This is a genomic window from Pseudoduganella buxea (genome assembly GCF_009720835.1).
Classification (GTDB): domain Bacteria; phylum Pseudomonadota; class Gammaproteobacteria; order Burkholderiales; family Burkholderiaceae_D; genus Rugamonas; species Rugamonas buxea.
In genome coordinates this window covers 1-16,272 of record NZ_WNKZ01000109.1, presented here as the reverse complement: position 1 = coordinate 16,272, position 16,272 = coordinate 1, and the positions used below count along the sequence as shown (strand labels likewise).

Sequence of the window (16,272 nt, the reverse complement as noted above, 5' to 3'; positions counted from 1 at the left end):
CCGGTCTGGCCAGCGGCAATACCTCGACGTTGAAGTCCGTCGCCAGCCTGGACATCTCGACCTTCGAAGGCGCCCAGGCTGCCATCAAGATCGCCGATGCCGCCCTGTCGACCGTGAACACCCAGCGCGCCGCCTACGGTGCACTGCAGTCGCGCTTCTCGTCGGCCATCTCGAACCTGGCATCGACCACCGAGAACCTGTCGGCATCGAAGAGCCGGATCGTCGATACCGACTTCGCCGCAGAGACCGCCACGATGACCCGTGGCCAGATCCTGCAGCAGGCGGGTACCGCGATGCTGGCCCAGGCCAACTCGCTGCCGAACGGCGTGATGAGCCTGCTGCGCGGTTAATTCCGGCAGCGGCGAAGTAATACGATTCCCCGCGCTGCTCTGGCCGGGGAATTTTTTGTTTGTGGTGGGATTTTGGGCTGCCGGCACTTCGCCGGCGGCCCTTTTTTTCGCCTTTGGCAACGATATACACCGCTAATTTCCCATCGCCAAAACTGGCACCTGTTTTCCCCTCTCAAGTCTCGTTTGATTCTGCCGATAATGACTTATATTATCGTTTTCCCAGGAGCAAGCCGTGGCAACTTCAGGAGTCTCAGCGTCCGGCGGCATGTTGGACGTCAGTACCATCGTTTCCCAGTTGATGCAGGCCGAGGCCGCACCACTGGCCAAGTACGACCAGAAGACGGCGTCGTACCAGGCCAAGCTGAGCGCCTATGGCTCGCTCAGCGGCGCCGTGGGCGTGTTCCAGGCTTCCCTGGGCGGTCTGACCAAGGCCACCGACTTCAAGGCCCTGTCCGCCACTGCCGGCAAGCCAGAGGTGCTGTCCGCATCGGCGGGTGCCAAGGCCGTTGCCGGTAACTACAAGATCAACGTCAGCCAGCTGGCCCAGAGCCAGACCTTGACGACGCCTGGCATCGCCAGCAACAAGTCGTCCATCGGCACAGGCGCCAAGACCAGCATCTCCTTCCAGTTCGGCAGCGTCAGCGGCGGCTTCGGCATGGCCGGCACGACCATGGCGGCGAACATTGCCCGCGACGGTATCAGCAACGGTTCGCTGACGATCAACGGCACGGCCATCGCCACCGACAGCACGACGACCAGTGCGCGCGCCCTCGCCGAAGCCATCAATTCCAAGAGCACGACGACGGGTGTGACGGCCACGGCCCAGCCGGCAGCCACGTCGGCCTCACTGTTCGCCAATTTCGGCGAAGTGACGACCGGAGCCGACGGCGGCTATACGCTCTCCGTCGGCGGCGTGCAGCTGGCCGCGCAAGGCGCCAACGTGGGTGCGGGCGCCGGGCTCACGGCAGCGTCGATCGACACCGCCTTGACCGATCCCAGCACCGTGCTGACGGCCCTGACCAACGCAGGCATCACCATCAGCGGCACCGCCGCCGGCGGCGACCTGAAGTTCACCCGCGCCGACGGCGCCAACCTGGTGGTCGAGGAAAAAGTCACCGGCAGCCCGGCAGCTGTCACGGGCGGCATCGGCAATGGCGGCGGCGAAGTCAATGGCGGCTCCAGCGCCACCGCCGTCAGTGGCATTTCGCTGAGCTCGACCGATGCCAGCCCGATCACCATCGCCGGCAGCAACCCGACCGTCGCCGGCCTGACCGCCGGCACCGGCGGCACCTACCTGGGCGGCACGTTCACCCAGGATGCCAATATCGCCTCGGGCATCGTCACCATCGATTCGACCAACAACTCACTCGAAGGCATCCGCGACGCCGTCAACAAGGCCGGCCTGGGCGTGACGGCCACCATCGTCTCGGACGGCAGCGCCAACCCGTATCACCTGGTGTTCACGTCGAACGCGACCGGCGCCAACTCGTCGATGAAGATGACCTTGAGCGGCAACGATACCGACCCGCCCGATGCCGCGCTGGTGGACATGCTCAGCTACGACCCGTCCGGCGCCCAGAAGATGACGCAGACCACGGCCGCGCAGGACACCAAGCTGTCCGTCAACGGTATTGCCGTGACCAGCCACTCGAACAATGTGGGTGAAGCGATCCAGGGCGTGACCCTGACCGTGACGCAGACGGGTTCCAGCACGCTCAACGTCAGCAAGAACACGGGCACCGTGAAGAGCAATGTGGAATCCTTCGTCAAGGCCTATAACGACCTGAACGGCACCTTGAAGAAGCTGACCGGCTACAACGCCGACACCAAATCGGGTGGCGCACTGCAGGGTGACTCCACGGCCCAGTCCGTGCAGGCGCAAGTACGCCGCATGATGACGAGCACCATCAGCGGCCTGTCCGGCAACCTGACCACGCTCGGTTCGGTCGGCATCAGCTTCGCCAAGGACGGCACGCTGAGCCTGGATTCGTCGAAGTTCTCGAAGGCGCTGGAAACCTCGTTCGACGATATCGGCGCCCTGTTCGGTGCCGTCGGGCGCTCCAGCGATACGCTCGTGTCGTTCACCAGCTCGACATCGGCCACCAAGCCAGGCACGTATGGCCTGACCATCACGCAGATGGCGACCCAGGGTGCAATGACGAGCGCCGCCGCCGTGCCGGCCAGCACGACGATCGCCCCCAACACGACCTGGGCCGTGACCTTGAACGACGGCACGCCCAGCAATTCGAAGAACACGGCGAACGTCACGATTCCCGCCGGCACCTACACGGCGGCCGAGCTGGCCAAGGTGATGCAGTCGTCGATCAATGGTACCTCCGCGTTTTCCAGCGCCGGCAGTGCCGTGACGGCCACCATCGACACGGACGGCAAGCTGGTGCTGTCGTCGGCCAAATATGGCTCGGCATCGAATATCGCCGTGTCCAGCACCAGCGGCACCACCACTGACAGCCTGTTCGGCGGCGCCACGCCGGCCGCCGGCATGGACGTGGCCGGCACGCTGGGCGGCCATGCCGTCATCGGCACGGGCCAGACCATGACGGGCCTGGCCGGCACCGACGTGGAAGGCCTGAAGATCGAGATCACCGGTGGCGCCATCGGCGACCGCGGTACGGTAAGCTTCTCGCAAGGCTATGCCTACCAGCTCAACAACCTGGCCGCCACCATGCTCAGCAAGACCGGCCAGATCACCAGCCGCACCGACGGCATCAACAAGTCGATCAAGGATGTCGCCAAGCAGCGCGACGCCTTTGCCGACAAGCTGACCGGCATCGAAGCCCGGTATCGCGCGCAGTACAGCAGGTTGGACGTCATGCTGTCGCAAATGCAAACCACGTCCAGCTACCTCACGCAGCAGCTGGCGTCCATCGCCGCCAACAGCTGAGTACCAAGGAATTAGGAGAACGTATGTTCGGAAGCCCCCAACGTGGTGTCAATGCGTATGCCAAGGTCGGTCTCGAGACCGGCATTGCCGCCGCCTCGCCGCACAAGCTGATCACCATGCTGTACGACGGCGCCATCGTCGCCATCCTGAACGGCATGACGCAAATGAAGGCCGGCAATATCGAGGAAAAAGGCAAGGCCCTGTCGAAAGCCATCCAGATCCTCGACAACGGCCTGCGCGCCAGCCTGGACCGCGAAGCGGGCGGCGAGATCGCACGCAACCTGGACGCCCTGTATGAATACATGAGCTCGCGCCTGCTGACGGCCAACCTGCAGAACGATCCCGCCATCCTGCAGGAAGTGCACGGCCTGCTGGTCGACCTGCGCGACACGTGGCAGCAGATCGGCGATGCACCGGCCGGTGGCGCATCCATCGGCAACCAGAAACAGGCGCCTGCCCAGGCCCGCTACTAAGAGGAAGACATGACGAACCAAGACGTGCTGACCGTGTACGCGGCAATGGGTGAACTGAGCAGCCAGATGGTGACGGCGGCGAATGCTTCGGACTGGGAGCGGCTGGAAGCGCTGGAACAGCGCGTGTCCGATCACGTGGCCCTGCTGAAGGCGCAGGAGAACACCGTACGCCTGGAAGGCGAGCAGCGCCAGCGCAAGGTCACCCTGATCAAGCAGATGCTGGACGACGACCGCCAGGTGCGCGACCTGATCCAGCCGTGGATGGCCCAGTTGTCCAAGCTGATCAATAGTACCGGTACCGAACGCCGCGTCCACAACGCCTACGGCGCCGTCTGATTTCGGGACCTGACAGGAACTGAGCGCCGTGCAGCGGCTCGACACGCCCGGGCTGCGGCCCACTGCCCCGGTCGGCAACGCGCCGACCGTTGCCGATCCGCGCCAGGCGGCGTTCCAGCGCGCGCTGCAGCCCCTGGTGGGCCAGACCGTGCAGGGCCAGATCCTGGCCAAGATGTCGGACGGCAGCTTCCTCGTGCGCGTGGCCGATACCAATGCCCGTATGATGCTGCCGGCCGGCGCCGACGTGGGCGGCGAAGTGCCGATGGCGGTGGTGGCGGCCCAGCCCCGCCCCCTGCTGCAGGTCGGCACGGGCGCCCCGCAGACGCCCATCCTGCACACCCAGCCGGGCGACGCCCAGGCCACCAATTCCCGCCCCCTGAGCACGGCCGCCGCGCTGCTGAGCAAGGCGCCCTTGACCTCGTCCGAGAATCTGCCCCAGCTGGACCGCAACACGGCCCAGGCCACGTTCAGCCCGGCCGCGCGCGCCATCGCCAGCGCCCTGACGGTGGCCTACACGGCACCGGGCGCGCCCGTCATCATTCACGGCAAGGCGCCGCTGGCCGGTGCCGGTGGGCCCGAGCCGCAGCAGCTGGGCCAGAAACTGCAGAGCGTGCTGGGCGAGTCCGGCCTGTTCTACGAATCCCATGTGGCCGACTGGGCCGAGGGCAAGCGCCCCCTGCAGGACCTGGCGCGCGAGCCGCAGATGCAGCGCCACCTGCAGGCACAAGGCCAGTCCCCGGCGGAAACGCTGGCGCGCAACCTGGCCGGGCCGGATCTGTCGGCGGCGCAGATGATCAACCAGCAACTGCACACGCAGGAACAGGGCAAGGTGCAGTGGCACGGCGAAGCGTGGCCGGGCCAGAAGATGCAGTGGGAAGTGGCGCGCGAGGAAGGCGACGGCCGCTCGCGCGGGGGGGGCCGCGAGCAGGACGACGCGCCCGTATGGCGCAGCGGCGTCAAGTTTCGCTTTCCCCTGCTGGGCAAGGTCAACGCCAGCGTGACGATGATCGGCGACCAGGTGCACGTGCAGGTGCAGTCCGACACGGGCGAGGCGGCCGACACCTTGCGGGCATGGGCCGGCATGCTGCAGGGCGCGCTGGACGCGGCCGGCGCGCCGCTGTCGTCGCTAACCATCGGACAAGCCCAGGCGGCCGAGGCGCCGCCCATGTCGGCAACGCCGGGAGCGTCCGATGCAGCGTGACGACCAGATTCCCCGCCGGCCCATGCAAAGCGCCGTGGCGCTGGCCTACCGCGACGGCGAAGGCGCGCCGAAGGTGGTTGCCAAGGGCCGCGGGCTGGTGGCCGAGCAGATCATTGCCGTCGCCGCCGAGGCCGGCGTCTACGTGCACGAATCGAAGGAACTGGTGTCGCTGCTGATGGACATCGACCTCGACCGGCAGATTCCGCCCACACTTTATCGTGTCATTGCGGAACTGCTGGCCTGGCTTTATCATATTGAATCAGCGCAGAAATCCGGCCTGCCCCCGCCCTCGGCACCGGTCATGAGCATCCCCCCACCTCCTCAAGCAACGGACCCCGATGTACCCTTACCTGAATGACGCGGACATGGACAACTGGCACGATTTCGAGGTGGGATCGCGTCGGGAAATCCTTGCGCTGCTGCGCGGCATCGCCGAAAAGAAGCAGATGATCCGCATGCTGCCGCTGGGCGACAACGATATGTGCGTGACGACCATCCTGCACGTCGACACGGACACGGACACGATCCTGCTGGACCGCCCATCGGACCCGGAAGAAACGGCGCGGCTGATGTCCGGCCGGCCCGTGTCGTTCGAGACGACCCTGGACAATATCCGCATCATCTTCGGCACGGAAAGCATGCAGCTGGCCATGCTGGACGCCGTGCCGGCCCTGAAGATCGCCCTGCCGCCCAGCCTGATCCGCCTGCAGCGACGCGAGTTCTACCGCATGCAGACGCCCGTCGGCAATCCCGTCAAGGTCGTCATCACGATGCCGGAAGAGCAAGGCGGCGGCGAGGCGTCCTTCCCCCTGGCCGACATCAGCTGCGGCGGCATCGCCATCCTGGACAACCGCTTCGTGCTGGGCGACTCGATCGGCCACGAATACGGCGGCTGCCGCATCGACCTGCCGGAAATCGGCCCCATCCTGACAGGCCTGCAGATCCGCAACTCGCAGGAAATGACCCTGATGAACAACAAGGCCAACCGGCGCCTGGGCTGCCAGTTCATCGACATCAGCGCTGGCGCGATGAACGCCGTGCAGCGCTACATCATGAAACTCGAACGCGAGCGCAACGCCCGCATGGCCGGCCTCAGTTAGTTGCAAAAAAAATGGGGACAGACCCCATTTTCTTGGCAATGTTTCTCGAAAAATGGGGTCTGTCCCCATTTTTGGGGAAATATTGCGGCCAGCTTACACCTGCATATTCATGATGTCCTGGTAGGCCGACACGAGCTTGTTGCGTACCTGGATGGTGGCCTGCATATTGATGCTGGCTTTCTGCATCGAGATCATGACGTCGGACAGGTTGACGGAGTCGTCGCCCATCTGGAAGCGCTTGCTGAGGCCTTCGGCCTTGCTCTGGCTGGCGGCGACCGTGTCGAGGGCGCCCTTCAGGGCGTCGGAAAAGTCGACCTTGGCGGCCGGCTGCTCGGTCTGGATGACAGGCGGCGTGGCCTGCGGCCGCGTGGCCGCCGCCTTCAGCTGCGCGATCATCGATTGGATCTGGCTGCTGTCGATTCCACCTGTCTTCATCGTCACTCCTCAAATTTGTTGCGGTAGCACAACTGGCGCCGGACGCGCTTCATTGCCTCGCCATCTTGCCTTGCTACAATAGGTGCTCACCTTCCGGAACCAAGTTCCCTCGCACTGTCAGGCTTCCAGAATATCAGGCCACGCGCAATGCACTGCCTCGAGCAGGTCCGGAAAGGGGCCTCTTTTCCCCGGATTAGATTGCCGTACGGCAGCCGATAATGTGCATCAGGCCGGTCCATCCACGACAAGGCCCTCGATTAACAGACGACCTTAACGCCCCTGGAACGCACACATGGCAGCTGCCGCCGAACAACTCGACATCGACGCCCCCGCCGACACGGAAGGGAGAGTTCCTTTCTATAAGACGCCGATGGGCAAGAACATCATCCGCGGCGGCGCCGTGGCGGCGATCCTGATCGCCATCCTGGTGGTGTGGCTGTGGAATAAGGAGCCCGCCTACAAGGTGCTGTTCTCCAACTTCTCGGACCGCGACGGCGGCGCCATCACGGCCGCGCTGGACCAGATGCAGGTCAAGTACAAGTTCAGCGAAGGCGGCAACGCCATCATGATTCCCGAAGACCAGGTGCACGACACGCGACTGCGCCTGGCCTCCCAGGGCCTGCCGAAGGGCGGCAATGTCGGCTTCGAGCTGATGGAAAACCAGAAGCTGGGCGTGTCGCAGTTCCTGGAACAGGTCAATTACCAGCGCGCACTGGAAGGCGAGATGGCCAAGTCCATCGAATCGCTGGGTGCCGTGCAGTCGGCCCGGGTCCACCTGGCCATGCCCAAGCCCTCCGTGTTCGTGCGCGAGCAGCAGAAGCCCACCGCCTCCGTCATCCTCACCCTGCACCCGAACCGCGCGATCGATCCGGGCCAGGTCAGCGCCGTCGTGCACCTGGTGGCGTCGAGCGTGCCGGAACTGCAGCCGGCCAATGTGACGGTGGTGGACCAGCAGGGCAACCTGCTGTCGGACCAGAACAAGAACAGCAACACGGCCATCAAGAGCCTGGATGCGACCCAGCTGAAATACGTGCAGGAACTGCAGAACCAGGTCATCAAGCAGGTCGAGAACATCGTCAAGCCCATCGTCGGCGAAGGCAATGTGCGCGCCGAGGCCGTGGCCGATGTCGATTTCTCCGCCATCGAGCAGGCCGCCGAGTCGTACAAGCCGAACTCGTCGCCGGCACCGTCGGCCATCCGCAGCCAGCAGAGCACGGAAACCAACGGCAATGCCAACGCCAATCCGAACGGCGTGCCCGGCGCCCTGTCGAACCAGCCGCCGGGCGTGGCGACGGCGCCGCTGGAAACGGCGCCGCCCGGTACGGCCCCTGCCCCCGGCATCGTGCCGGCCGGCGGCGCCGCCGTCGCCGGTGCGCCGATGCACAAGGAATCGACGACGAACTACGAAGTCGACAAGACGGTGCGCTACGAGCAGAAGGCCATCGCCGGCCTGAAGCGCATGACGGTGGGCGTGGTGGTGAACTACCGCCGCATCGTCGGCGCCGACGGCAAGGTCACCGTGCGCCCCCTGACGGCCGACGAGCTGGCCAAGATCAACAGCCTGGTGCGCGAAGCGATGGGCTACAACCAGGACCGCGGCGACTCCGTCAGCGTGGCCAACGCCCCGTTCGACGGCGTCGACAAGGCGGCCGAGCCGACCCTGGACTGGTGGCGCGACCCGGCCAACCTGCCGATGGCGAAGGAACTGGCCAAGTTCCTCATCACGGCCCTGATCCTGCTGTACATCCTGATGCGGGTGGTGCGTCCGATGATGCGTCCCGTGTTCAAGAAGATCGACGAGATCAATGCACCGGAGCCGGAACCGGAAGAGGAAATCATCGAGGAGCCGGCCGGCCCGACGGAAGAGGAAATCTTCGCGCAGCAGATGGCCGAAATGGAAGAAAGCACGGCGCGGACCTACCGCGACAACCTGGCACTGGCGAAGAAGCTGGCCGCCGAAGACCCGCGCATCGTCGCGAACGTTATCAAAGCATGGATAGGCGCAAATGACTGATAGTACCGGACTGCAAAAGGCAGCAATTCTGATGCTGGCCATGGGTGAATCCGAGGCCGCGGAAGTGATGAAGTTCCTCGGCCCCCGCGAAGTGCTGAAGCTGGGCGCGGCCATGGCGACGATGAAGGGCGTGCCGCACGAGCAGGTCGTCGACGTGCTCGACGGCTTCCGCGACGAAGTGGCCGCCGCCTCCACCGTGGGCCTGGATTCGGACGAATACATCCGCCAGGTGCTGACCAAGGCGCTGGGCGACGACAAGGCCTCCGTGCTGCTGTCGCGCATCCTGGGCGGCAAGGACGCTTCCGGCATCGAAAGCCTGAAGTGGATGGATTCGCCGTCCGTGGCCGAACTGATCCGCAACGAGCACCCGCAGATCATCGCCACCATCCTCGTCCACCTGGAGCGCGACCAGGCTTGCGAAATTCTGGGACACTTCACGGACCGCTTGCGCAACGACGTCGTGCTGCGTATCGCCACCCTGGACGGCGTGCAGCCGGCGGCGCTGCGCGAACTCAATGATGTCTTGACGAAACTGTTGTCCGGTAACGAAAATATCAAGAAGTCCACCCTGGGCGGCGTGCGCGCCGCGGCCGAGATCCTGAACTTCATGAGCGGCGAACAGGAAAACTCGGTGATGGACAATATCAAGAACTACGACAACGATATGGCCCAGCAGATCATGGACGAGATGTTCGTGTTCGACAACCTGATCGATATCGACGACCGCGGCATCCAGCTGCTGCTGCGCGAAGTGCAGTCGGAGATGCTGATCATCGCCTTGAAGGGCGCCTCGCAGGAACTGCGCGAGAAGATCTTCAAGAACATGTCGGCCCGCGCCAGCGAGATGATGCGGGAAGACCTGGAATCGAAGGGCCCGGTGCGGCTGTCGGAAGTGGAGACGCAGCAGAAGCAGATCCTGCAAATCGTGCGGCGCCTGTCCGACGAAGGCCAGATCGTGTTGGGCGGCAAGGGCGAAGACTCGTTCGTCTAAACGCCTTCGTTTAAGTTCCGCCGTTTAATTGTTTCAGAACCAGAGGTAAGGCTTGGCCCAAATTCCGAAAGAGCAGCAAACCGCATTCCAGCGCTGGGAACTGAAGTCCTTCGGCGACTTGCGGCCCAGCACCCTGGCCGCGCGCGAGCGCGAGGAAGCCGAGGCCCGGGCCGCGCAGGAAGCTGCCGCGGCGGCCGAAGCGGCGGCGCGCCAGGCCGAATATGACGCCTTCGCCAACACCCCGCCGCCGCCCGAGTACCCTACCGACGAGGAACTGGCCGCCATCCGCGAGGAAGCGCGCCAGCAGGGCTACGAGGACGGCTATGCCGAAGGCCACCGGGCGGGCGAGGACGAAGCCATCCGCGAAGGCCAGGAAACGACGGCCGCCGCGCTGGCTCCGCTGGCGGACATGGCGCAGAACTTCGCCGAAGCCCTGCGCGGTGCCGACAAGCTGATCTCCCAGGACGTGATGGAACTGGCCATGCACCTGGCGCGCAATATGCTCAAGCAAGCGCTGCCCGTGAAGCCGGAACTGATCGTGCCGATCGTGCGCGACGCCGTCGCCATCCTGCCCGTCGTACAGCAGCCGGCCGTGCTGATGCTCCATCCCGATGACGCCGTCATCGTGCGCGAGGCCATCGGCGACGAACTGGCCAAGGAAGGCTGGCGCATCGCGGAAGATGCCGCCCTCACCCGCGGCGGCTGCAAGCTGGAAACGGCCAGCAACCAGGTCGACGCCCAGGTGGAATCGCGCTGGGCCCGCCTGACGCAGGCCCTGGGCAAATCCTCGGACTGGCTGGAGTAAGCCATGGACATCAAGGTCGACGACCCTGCCGGCGCCGACGCCCATGCAGGGCGCTGGCGTTCCTACCTGGGCGACTGCGCCGCCGTGCTCGATTTCGTCGAGCCGATGCAGGTGGCCGGCCGGGTCACGCGCGTGGCCGGCCTCGTGATGGAAGCGGTGGGCCTGCGCCTGGCCGTGGGCGCCGCCTGCACGGTGCCGCTGCCGGCCGGTGGCCGGGTCGAGGCCGAAGTGGTGGGCTTCGAGGGCGACCGCCTGTTCCTGATGCCGCAAAGCGATGTCGAGGGCATCGTGCCGGGCACCCGGGTCTACCCGGTCGAACCGCTGATCCCGAAACCGGGCGCGGCCACTGCCGGGCAGCCGCGCCGCCGCACCAGCGACCGCGCGCGCCAGTTGCCCGTCGGCCCTGAACTGCTGGGCCGGGTGGTGGACGGCGCCGGCCGCCCACTGGACGGCCTGGGCCCCATCCACACCTCCGACAGCGCCCCCATCAATGTGCGCCCCGCCAACCCGCTGGGCCGCGCGCCCATCGTGGAAACCCTGGACGTGGGCGTGCGCTGCATCAATGCCATGCTGACCGTGGGCCGGGGCCAGCGCATGGGCCTGTTCGCCGGTTCCGGTGTCGGCAAATCCGTGCTGCTGGGCATGATGGCGCGCTATACGGAGGCCGACATCATCGTCGTCGGCCTGATCGGCGAACGGGGCCGGGAGGTCAAGGAATTCATCGAACACATCCTGGGCGAGGAAGGCCTGGCCCGCTCCGTCGTCGTGGCCGCGCCGGCCGACACGCCGCCGCTGATGCGCATGCAGGGCGCGGCCTACTCCACGGCCATTGCCGAGCACTTCCGCGACAAGGGCCAGAACGTGCTGCTGATCATGGACTCGCTGACCCGCTACGCGATGGCCCAACGCGAAATCGCCCTGGCCATCGGCGAGCCGCCCGCCACCAAGGGCTATCCGCCATCCGTGTTCGCCAAATTGCCCGTGCTGGTGGAACGGGCCGGCAACGGCGAACTGGGCGGCGGCTCCATCACGGCCTTCTACACCGTGCTGACGGAGGGCGACGACCAGCAGGACCCCATCGCCGACTCGGCCCGCGCCATCCTGGACGGCCACATCGTGCTGAACCGGCGGCTGGCCGAGGCGGGCCACTACCCCGCCATCGACATCGAGCAGTCGATCAGCCGCGCGGCGCACTCGATCACGACGCCGGAACACCAGACCCAGGCGCGCCGCCTGAAGCAGCTGTTCTCCCGCTACGAGCGCAGCCGCGACCTGATCGCCGTGGGCGCCTACACGCCCGGCACCGATCCCGTGCTGGACCAGGCCATCAAGCTGCACGACCGCATCGAGCACTTCCTGCAGCAAAAGATCACGGAACGGGTGACGATGCCGGAGAGTTTGGGGCAATTGACCACGCTGTTCGACTGATTGATCCGCGCCCGGGTTGCCTATAATCATCACCATGGCCTCGACTTCCCAACTTGAAACCCTGATCGACATGGCGCGCCGCGAGACGGACGACAGCGCCAAGCGGCTCGGTGCGGCCCTGAAGGCAGTGGGCGATGCCGAGGAAAAGCTGAAAATGCTGGCCGGCTACCGCGACGAGTACGGCCGCCGCTTCGACGCCTCGCAACAAGCAGGCATCACGCCGATGGCCTACCGCAATTTCCAGGCTTTCATGGAAAAGCTCGACACGGCCGTGCGCGGGCAGGAAGACATGGTGCGCCACGCCCAGAAGCGCAGCGAGATGGAAAAGGCCAGGTGGCAGGAAGCGGAGCGCAAGCGCATGTCGTACACCACCTTGCGCGACCGCGAGGCGGCCAAGCAACTGGCCGTCGAAGCCAAGCGCGACCAGAAGGCCATGGACGAGCACGCCGCTCGGGGCGCGTTCTACAAGCGCTAGCAGTCACCGCCGCAGGATCTCCCTGTCAACGATCATCACAAGCAAGGCCGCGTACTATGCAAACCCAGTCCCTCCAGAACACCCTGCTGAACACCGCCATGCCGTCCGGCCAGAAAAGCACGGCCAACGCCGGCGACACGGATTTCAAGCACGCGCTGGCGCGCCAGGTGGAACGCCAGCCCGCCCCGCCCCCCGCTCCCGTCATCAAGCAGGCCGCGCCGATCAAGGTGAACGTGCCGCAGACGCAGAGCGCGCCGGCGCCGAAAACGCCGCAAGCGCCCAACTCACCGCCGAAGGCCCCGGCCCAGGCCAAGGCGGCCCAGCCCGCCAACACGGCCAATGCGGCCAATGCGGCGAACGCGACGGCGGCAACGAATGCGGCGCAGGGGGCGGAAAAAACCGAACAGGCGACCACGACCGCAGCGACGAGCGCGGCAGCGGGCACGGCAGAGACTGCCCAGGCAGCCACCGACCCGGCGGCCGAAGCCACGTCCGTCACCGATGCTGCCATGGCCGCCGCGGCGGCCGCCGTCGATCCGATGGCGGCCATGCTGGCCATGGTGGCGGCGTATAACCAGTCGGGCAACGCTGCCGCACCGGCGGCCGATGCCGGCGGCGAGGATGCCACCGGTGCGGCCACCGAAGGCGACCCGCTGGCCGCGCTGCAGGGCGAAGGCGAGGACGGTGGCAAGCACGGCAAGGGCATGGGCGCCGATCCGGCCACCCTGCGTGCCGCTGCCGATACCGCCAAGGGCCAACTGGCTGGCGACGGCGTGCCCGTTAATGCCAGGGCGGAGCTGACGGCGGGCGCGGTGCAGACAGGCATCAAGGCCGAGGCCTTTGCCGCCAAGCTGGCCGAAGCGTCCGCGGAAGCCCCGGCCGTGCTGCCGCAGGCCACCCAGGCGCTGGTGGCTACGGCCCAGGCGGCCGACGTGGCCGCATCGAACAGCCTGCAGGCAAGAGTGGGCAGCAATGCCTGGGAGCAGCAGCTGGGCCAAAAGGTGGTGTGGATGGTGGCCGGGGGCGACCAGACCGCGTCGCTGACCTTGAACCCGCCGGACCTGGGGCCGATGCAGGTGGTGCTGAGCGTGTCGAACGAGCAGACCAGCGTGAGCTTCATGGCGGCCGAACCGGAAACCCGGCAAGCCCTGGAAGACGCCCTGCCGAAGCTGCGTGAAACGATGAGCGAAGCCGGCATCGAGCTGGGCAGCGCGACCGTATCGACCGGCACGCAGGACCAGCGCCAGGCCTTTGCCGAGCAGGCCGAAGCCCGGGCAGCCGCTGCGGCAGGACGGGGCAACCATCGCGCAAGCAATGGCGTGGATGAGCCCGCGCCGGCAGAGCCGGTGGTCCGGCGCACCGTGCTGGGCGCCGTCGATACCTTCGCCTAAACCTTTGAAACAATAGACTGAGGGCAATTTTGCCCTCTGTTCGCCCTATCCGGCAACGTCGTGCCGAACGATAATGCCATAATCGAGTCACGAATCCGTCCCCCAGGGGACAGCATTGAAAGCGAAACCACGACATGAAGGCTGAGGCGAAAGCGGAAGCGGCACCGGCCGGCGGCGGGTCCAAGAAAAAACTGATCATCATTATCGTCGCCGTGCTGGTGCTGGCACTGGGCGGTGGCGGTGCGGCCTGGTACTTCATGCATGGCGCCGATTCGGCCGAGCATGAGGAAGAGCCCGTCAAGAAGAAATCGAAGAAGAAAAAGAAGGAGGCCGGCCCGCCCGTCTATGTGCCGGTGGAAGCGTTTACCGTCAATCTGCAGCCGGAAGAAGGCGAGCAGTACCTGCAGCTGGCGTTCACCCTGCAGCTGTCCGATGCGGAGCAATCCGAGCTCATCAAGAGCAATATGCCAAAGGTGCGCAGCCGTATCCTGCTGCTGCTATCCTCGAAGCGTGCGTCGGAAATCAACACGCCCGAGGGCAAGCAACAGTTGGGCAAGGAAATCCTCGAACAGGTCAACCTGCCGTTCGAGGAACACGGCGACGAGCAGGAGGTGTCGGAAGTGCTGTTCACCTCCTTTATCATTCAATAAGCGGCGTTCGGACCACCACGAGTCATGGCTGATAATTTTCTCTCCCAGGAAGAAGTCGATGCACTTCTGAAAGGCGTCAACGGCGACCAGGACGATATCGCCGCGCCCGAGGAAGTCGCGGGAGTCAGAACCTACAACCTGGCAACCCAGGAGCGCATCGTGCGCGGCCGGATGCCGACGTTGGAAATTATCAACGAGCGTTTCGCCCGCCTGTTGCGCGTCGGCCTGTTCAACTTCCTGCGCCGCAGCGCCGAAGTGTCGGTGGGTTCCGTGCGGGTATCGAAGTACAGCGAGTTCATCCGTAACTTGGTGGTGCCGACCAACCTGAACCTGGTGCACATGAAGCCGCTGCGGGGCACGGCCCTGATGGTGTTCGACCCGGGCCTCGTGTTCCTGCTGGTGGACAACCTGTTCGGCGGCGACGGGCGCTTCCACACCCGCGTCGAGGGCCGCGATTTCACGGCTACCGAGCAGCGCATCATCCTGCGCATCCTCGATATCGTGTTCGAGGCGTACACGAAGTCATGGGAACCGGTGTTCCCCGTCGAATTCGAGTACATTCGATCCGAAATGAACACCCAGTTCGCCAACATCGCCACGCCGAACGAGGTGGTGGTGGCGTCCACGTTTACCATCGAGCTGGGTTCGGTTTCCGGCCAGATCCACTTCTGCATGCCGTATTCGATGATCGAGCCGATCCGCGATGCGCTGACGTCGTCGCTGCAGGGCGAGGCGCTGGAAGTGGACAAGCGGTGGATCCGCCTGATGACGCAGCAGATCCAGATCGCCGAGGTGGAACTGGTGGCAAGGCTGGGCACGGCGAAAGTGAGCTTCGACGAAATCCTGAACATGCGGGTGGGTGACGTGATTCCCTTGAATATTCCGGAAACCATCGAGGCGACGGTGGACGGCGTGCCCGTGCTCGATTGCACGTACGGCGTACTGAACGGACAATACGCGTTGAAGGTGGAAAAGCTGCTCGCCAACAGCGATACGCTGAGCAAATAAAAACACGGTCGTGCCCTGCACGACAACCATGACAGAGCGCCGGCACCGGGCCGGCACAGCAGGAGTGAAACATGTCTGACAATCAAGACGACCAAACCGCCGACGACGACCTGTGGGGTGCCGCCATCGCCGAGCAGGCCAAGGCCGAGGCGGAAGCGCTGCAGAACCAGGCCGCCACGGCCGCCGTGTTCAAGGATTTCTCGAAGACGGCGAACAAGACCGAGACCCATAACGATATCGACTTCATCCTCGATATCCCCGTCCAGCTGACGGTGGAACTGGGCCGCACCAAGATCGCCATCAAGAACCTGCTGCAACTGGCGCAGGGCTCCGTGGTGGAACTGGACGGGCTGGCCGGCGAACCGATGGACGTGCTCGTCAACGGTTGCCTGATCGCCCAGGGCGAGGTGGTGGTGGTGAACGACAAGTTCGGTATCCGTCTGACCGACATCATCACGCCGTCCGAACGCATCCGAAAACTGAATAAATGAGGCGCGCGTCTTCCCCCGCGCCCCGGGTGGTGACGACCCTGCTGCTGGCCGGCTTGCTGCTGACCGGCAGCTTTGTCGTTTCCGCGCAAACGAATACGCCGTCGGCCGCCCCCGCACCCGTCGTCACGGCGCCGACCGACCGCACCGTCGCGCCCGTGAAGGCAGGCGAGCCCGCCACGGTGCCGGTCGACCCCGCCTTGGCTGGCGCGCCGGCACCCGCCA

Annotated in this window: 17 protein-coding genes and 1 pseudogene; 17 read left to right on the top strand and 1 reads right to left on the bottom strand. The window is 65.4% G+C overall.

Features of this window, described 5'->3' with window-relative positions:
• The 7 genes from GM672_RS24335 to GM672_RS24305 all read left to right on the top strand — a co-directional run.
• Positions 1–350 (top strand): flagellin (locus tag GM672_RS24335; RefSeq protein WP_260115704.1); only part of this gene is annotated, 350 nt, incomplete at its 5' end.
• Between the two features lie 232 nt (positions 351–582).
• Positions 583–3,252 carry a flagellar filament capping protein FliD gene (fliD, locus tag GM672_RS24330; protein ID WP_308807499.1) on the top strand — a complete coding sequence of 890 codons (2,670 nt, stop codon included), beginning with the start codon at positions 583–585 and terminating at the stop codon, positions 3,250–3,252.
• A gap of 23 nt (positions 3,253–3,275) precedes the next feature.
• The gene (gene fliS / locus GM672_RS24325; RefSeq protein WP_155473112.1) at positions 3,276–3,725 is read left to right on the top strand and encodes a flagellar export chaperone FliS; all 450 of its coding nucleotides are present in this window, start codon (positions 3,276–3,278) and stop codon (positions 3,723–3,725) included.
• A 9-nt stretch (positions 3,726–3,734) separates the two neighbouring features.
• Positions 3,735–4,061, top strand: coding sequence for a flagellar protein FliT (locus GM672_RS24320; protein WP_229417922.1), 327 nt, complete (start codon positions 3,735–3,737; stop codon positions 4,059–4,061).
• Positions 4,062–4,089: 28 nt separating this feature from the next.
• Positions 4,090–5,262 (top strand): flagellar hook-length control protein FliK, encoded by a 1,173-nt coding sequence (gene fliK, locus GM672_RS24315; protein ID WP_229427789.1) that lies wholly within the window; start codon positions 4,090–4,092, stop codon positions 5,260–5,262.
• Positions 5,252–5,620, top strand: a complete 369-nt coding sequence (locus GM672_RS24310; RefSeq protein WP_155473111.1) for an EscU/YscU/HrcU family type III secretion system export apparatus switch protein — start codon at positions 5,252–5,254, stop codon at positions 5,618–5,620. Before fliK ends, GM672_RS24310 begins: the two co-directional genes overlap by 11 nt.
• A gap of 7 nt (positions 5,621–5,627) precedes the next feature.
• The gene (locus GM672_RS24305) at positions 5,628–6,362 is read left to right on the top strand and encodes a flagellar brake protein (protein ID WP_155473110.1); all 735 of its coding nucleotides are present in this window, start codon (positions 5,628–5,630) and stop codon (positions 6,360–6,362) included.
• A gap of 93 nt (positions 6,363–6,455) precedes the next feature.
• Here GM672_RS24305 and fliE read toward each other — a convergent pair whose 3' ends face one another.
• On the bottom strand, positions 6,456–6,797 hold the full coding sequence (fliE, locus tag GM672_RS24300) for a flagellar hook-basal body complex protein FliE (RefSeq protein ID WP_155473109.1): 342 nt from the start codon (positions 6,795–6,797) through the stop codon (positions 6,456–6,458).
• 292 nt (positions 6,798–7,089) lie between these two features.
• On the opposite strand from fliE, the gene fliF reads away from it, so the two are divergent.
• From fliF to GM672_RS24250, 10 genes and pseudogenes are all read left to right on the top strand, one after another.
• Positions 7,090–8,811 (top strand): flagellar basal-body MS-ring/collar protein FliF, encoded by a 1,722-nt coding sequence (gene fliF / locus GM672_RS24295; protein WP_155473108.1) that lies wholly within the window; start codon positions 7,090–7,092, stop codon positions 8,809–8,811.
• Positions 8,804–9,802 carry a flagellar motor switch protein FliG gene (fliG, locus tag GM672_RS24290; protein WP_155473107.1) on the top strand — a complete coding sequence of 333 codons (999 nt, stop codon included), beginning with the start codon at positions 8,804–8,806 and terminating at the stop codon, positions 9,800–9,802. The genes fliF and fliG overlap by 8 nt, the downstream gene beginning before the upstream one ends.
• Positions 9,803–9,854: 52 nt before the next feature.
• Positions 9,855–10,607 (top strand): flagellar assembly protein FliH, encoded by a 753-nt coding sequence (locus GM672_RS24285; RefSeq protein WP_155473106.1) that lies wholly within the window; start codon positions 9,855–9,857, stop codon positions 10,605–10,607.
• A 3-nt stretch (positions 10,608–10,610) separates the two neighbouring features.
• On the top strand, positions 10,611–12,035 hold the full coding sequence (gene fliI / locus GM672_RS24280) for a flagellar protein export ATPase FliI (protein WP_155473105.1): 1,425 nt from the start codon (positions 10,611–10,613) through the stop codon (positions 12,033–12,035).
• Between the two features lie 34 nt (positions 12,036–12,069).
• Positions 12,070–12,510 (top strand): flagellar export protein FliJ, encoded by a 441-nt coding sequence (gene fliJ, locus GM672_RS24275; RefSeq protein WP_155473104.1) that lies wholly within the window; start codon positions 12,070–12,072, stop codon positions 12,508–12,510.
• Between the two features lie 56 nt (positions 12,511–12,566).
• Positions 12,567–13,901, top strand: coding sequence for a flagellar hook-length control protein FliK (locus tag GM672_RS24270; protein WP_155473103.1), 1,335 nt, complete (start codon positions 12,567–12,569; stop codon positions 13,899–13,901).
• 134 nt (positions 13,902–14,035) lie between these two features.
• Positions 14,036–14,551: a flagellar basal body-associated protein FliL gene (fliL, locus tag GM672_RS24265; protein ID WP_155473102.1), complete on the top strand. Its 516-nt coding sequence runs from the start codon at positions 14,036–14,038 to the stop codon at positions 14,549–14,551.
• A 24-nt stretch (positions 14,552–14,575) separates the two neighbouring features.
• Complete coding sequence (fliM, locus tag GM672_RS24260; RefSeq protein ID WP_155473101.1) at positions 14,576–15,559, top strand: flagellar motor switch protein FliM; 984 nt, start codon at positions 14,576–14,578, stop codon at positions 15,557–15,559.
• Between the two features lie 71 nt (positions 15,560–15,630).
• The gene (fliN, locus tag GM672_RS24255; RefSeq protein ID WP_155473100.1) at positions 15,631–16,050 is read left to right on the top strand and encodes a flagellar motor switch protein FliN; all 420 of its coding nucleotides are present in this window, start codon (positions 15,631–15,633) and stop codon (positions 16,048–16,050) included.
• Positions 16,047–16,272 (top strand): annotated as a pseudogene (locus GM672_RS24250) (hypothetical protein); the annotation flags it as partial. The gene fliN and the pseudogene GM672_RS24250, both read left to right, overlap by 4 nt.